The sequence below is a fragment of the Prevotella ihumii genome (assembly GCF_900155655.1).
In the GTDB taxonomy this organism is placed as follows: Bacteria; Bacteroidota; Bacteroidia; order Bacteroidales; family Bacteroidaceae; genus Prevotella; species Prevotella ihumii.
The window spans coordinates 2,168,504-2,172,229 of the sequence record NZ_LT706987.1 but is presented as its reverse complement, the minus strand read 5'-3'; the positions used below and the strand labels follow the sequence as shown (position 1 = coordinate 2,172,229).

2 protein-coding genes and 1 pseudogene are annotated in these 3,726 nt (G+C 41.5%); 2 read left to right on the top strand and 1 reads right to left on the bottom strand.

From position 1 onward, the window contains the following. Positions 1-650: 650 nt before the first annotated feature. Positions 651-935, bottom strand: a pseudogene (locus tag CZ367_RS15935) (IS1380 family transposase); the annotation flags it as partial. Between the two features lie 160 nt (positions 936-1,095). Here CZ367_RS15935 and CZ367_RS09695 point away from each other — a divergent pair. Together CZ367_RS09695 and CZ367_RS15545 are read left to right on the top strand one after the other, a co-directional pair. Continuing rightward, positions 1,096-3,285: a hypothetical protein gene (locus CZ367_RS09695; RefSeq protein WP_144005975.1), complete on the top strand. Its 2,190-nt coding sequence runs from the start codon at positions 1,096-1,098 to the stop codon at positions 3,283-3,285. Between the two features lie 13 nt (positions 3,286-3,298). After that, the gene (locus CZ367_RS15545) at positions 3,299-3,463 is read left to right on the top strand and encodes a hypothetical protein (protein WP_154669327.1); all 165 of its coding nucleotides are present in this window, start codon (positions 3,299-3,301) and stop codon (positions 3,461-3,463) included. The last annotated feature ends 263 nt before the right edge of the window (positions 3,464-3,726 follow it).

Below are 3,726 nucleotides of genomic sequence, written 5' to 3'. Positions count from 1 at the left end.
TTCAACAACGCAGAGAGCGTCAAAACCCTTAGGCGACTGCCCCCCCCCCCCCGAGCGAGAGAGAACGACAAGCAGAGTGCACGCAAAATGCATTTACACCGCTGTTTTGACATACTCTATAGAAGCTTGATAATATATACCTCTTTAACGTTAGCATTGTTGTCAGTTTAGATATTTGATATTTTTTAGGTTATTTGTTTGCAAATATAAGCTTTTTTCTCAAAAATAGCAAGAGATAAAAGAAAAAAAGTACTTCTGTGCGCATCTATCGCAAACAATTCCCTTGTTTGTTTCAAAACTTGCTTGCGTCTCATTTAACCCTACGAGAAAGGTCGATTTGTCATTTTTTGTTCAACTTACCACAAATAGGTTAGTTATTGGACACAAGTTCCCTTACCCATAGGGAATGAGGAAGATAAAATTCAGCAAAGCGTTTGAAGCTATTCTTTAACCCAAATGCGGTCATTAGCCCAGTTTAGGGCTTGTCTATCTATTTACCGAAACTTATGAGATGTCTTTTTGCCTTATTTTGGCTTTATTTTGCTTATATCTACAGTTACATAGCCCGCTATGCTCCTTTGATATATGCAAAATAAATCACAAAACAAGCTCAAAAAAATACATTCTCATTCTAATGACCAATTTGGGTTTAAACCACGACCAACGGTGTCTGCCCCAGGAAGTGTACATTTGGGAGATAATGAAAGCTGAGCAACGAGCGTGTTAATATCTTCTAAGCAATCAGCACCGCACAAATAGCTATAAAATAGCGATGAAATAATATCACTATATTGGAATGCCGTACCTGTACTGCCACGCTGACCAAGCGAGGAGTCAATGACTTGATTGAGTCCAAGTTTGGAAAAAACATCCATTACGTGAAAAATTCCACCAAAAGAGGTTATTTTGTCAGATTTTATTGCTACTTTTGTCATGTCAGTTGATTTGTTGTTTTACATGTTTGGTAGCACTAAGATAAGTGAATTTTCTGACATACGCAAGTGTTTGAATACTTTTATGTATCAGGCACTTGCATTTCTTGCAAGCAAAAACGCTGCGGAAATAAGGAATAACTTTAAAAATAAATAACTATAAATGAAATTTAGAATTTTGCTTTTATCAGCCTTCTTCATAGGCATGATACAAACGATGCAAGCGCAAACTGACACGCCCGATTGGCCTGGAATAGACGTTAAGAATGTCATTGGGAAGACAGGTGATGCAGGAGAAGTTTACCTGTATAACGTTGGACAGGGCATGTACCTCAGACAAGGAGGAACGTGGGGAACCAGCATTCAGCTTTCCCCTATTGTACAATCATTGTTGATTATGTCTCCATCATGGTTGCCCAAATACAAATCTGAGGTAGCTGGCGGTACTGAGTGTTCACTTGCTATAAGAGGCTTGTACGAACGGAAGAGCAGGTGTCTCGGATATAAAGACGACATGGTATACACCGACCTTACTGGACACAATACTATTGCTAAGCCTTTTCTCAGATTCACTTTGATACCGCAATCTTTGGAAGATGGTAAACTGAATTACAACCTTTTTTGCTACACCAACATAAATGGATGGACCATGACATATACCGAAAAACGGCTGCTCGGCTGCGACACTAACAACTCGTTGAACACCAAACTCAACAAAATGATTAAGTACAATGCCGCACCATCCGTATCCGACCTGACTAACCCCGACAACCTTTGGCGAATTGTAACACGTCAGGAGTTGATAGACCTCATGGATAAACAACGCCGTGTAGGCGATCCACTCCACAAAGCCTCGTTCATGCTGAGATATGCTGGATTCGAGCGTCAAAGCGAACAGGCTCTTATTGATGAAGCATACGGTTCAAGCACTTCTACAGCCATTTGGAAAGCAAGTCCTCACCTTAGATTCAACGTGGGTGCATCAGACAAATCAGATATGCTGGCATACACAAATAAGGCGGATAATAAGTCGTTGGGAAAATACTGGTATGCTGAAATCGGAGGACCATCGCCCAAACAAGGTAATACCAACTACGGCTCGTTTACCCAAAAAGTAAGACTCTTCAAACCTGGATGGTACAAGGTTACCTGCAATGGTTTCTATAGACAGGGCCGCTACAAAGGTTTTCACGGACTGATATATGCAAGAGAATTTGTGCGGAATACATGGCAAGGCAGCTACCTGAACACTATTGACCCTGCCGACAATATTGTTAATAGATTTGATGCAGCCAAAGCTCTATACGAGGGAAGATACGCTGGTAACTCTGTCACCATCTATTTACCCGACAACGATAGCGATCCAACAAACTCTTTCAGCCAAGAATTGGAAATCGGTATTATGGGAGTAAACGAAGGTACCACGAAAGCCCCAGCATACGATAAAGACGAATGGATTGCAGTAGACAATTTCCGCTTGTTGTATATGGACCAAAACACTATGGCACTGAACGAAAATAGTACAGACGTATCGGTCATTAACAAGCAGGTGCGCGACCAAATAGTCCTACCGCTCATGCTCAAGCGTACCATCACTCCCAACGTATGGAACACTCTCATGCTGCCTGTTGCCCTCAATGCCAAGCAGTTCCGTTCTGCGTTCGACGACGATGCAATGCTCGCAAAATTCAATGGGGCAAGTCAGACGAAGGCTGCAACCATAGATTTTAGAACGGTGGACGTGGCACATACTGCTGACAATGCTATTGTGTTAGAACCAAATACGATGTATCTGCTCAAAACAATAAATGTAGGCAACAGAACGTTTGAAGGCAAGCTACTCCAACCCGTTATCTATACCGACAATACAGTTGGCACAGTAGAATTCAGCCAAGACTACTTCTTTATAGAGGATGTACACCTTGATAATTCAGTACCCGAAAACGGTATTTTGAGAGGCTCTCCTATTTCGCTGCCGATGTCAGGTCAATCCGACAACATCTATGCTTGCGGTAGCTACAATGCACATACCGACCGCATTGTTCCAATCAATGCCTACGTTACAAGCAAAGACGGACGTTGGTATTGCACCGAACGCACGTTCCCTGTGAAAGGCTTCCGTTGTTGGATTGAAACAAGTGCTAGTGGTGCCGCACCTGCCAAGCTATCTTTCCAACTTGACGGTGTGGAGGACAATAGTTTTACCACCGCTATACAAGACGTGTTAGGGAATGACTACCAATCAGAAGGTATAGTTTACAACCTTAATGGACAAGTGGTACGAAAAGGAACACTTGATGGGCTTCCTACAGGCGTATACATTCTAAATGGAAAAAAACATATCGTAAAATAAAAAAAAGAAAATCATGAAGAAAGCAAACTATATCAAACCCGATGTCAAAATAATCAATATCGTTACGGAAGGCGAGGGATTCATGGCGTACACAAATGTGAGGGCTGGCGATAGTGATAATAAGGTTGTTGGAACAGGAACCGAACCATTGCCTACCGATAGCGACTTTATCAATTAAGAGATAACCGAACACAAAAGAAGAAGCCTTTAAGGCACTCAACAAGGTGTGTCAATACAGACAACTCTGTGCGATGCGAATACAATACAAGTACTACTGTCTGTTTTGACACCTTTTCTTTTATTGGAAGTGCATCACTTTCTGTTCACTATGTAAACACATATTCTTTTTAAGTAAGCATCCAATATTAGCCGCCTTTCACACCAATAAATAACCCTTATATGTCTGGCAGCATATAAGGGTTATTTGGTAAGCATCCAATA

Bases quoted from the DNA above. Each gene is read 5' to 3' on its own strand.
- CZ367_RS15545 (WP_154669327.1), top strand. From the start codon at position 3,299: ATGAAGAAAGCAAACTATATCAAACCCGATGTCAAAATAATCAATATC.
- CZ367_RS09695 (WP_144005975.1), top strand. From the start codon at position 1,096: ATGAAATTTAGAATTTTGCTTTTATCAGCCTTCTTCATAGGCATGATA.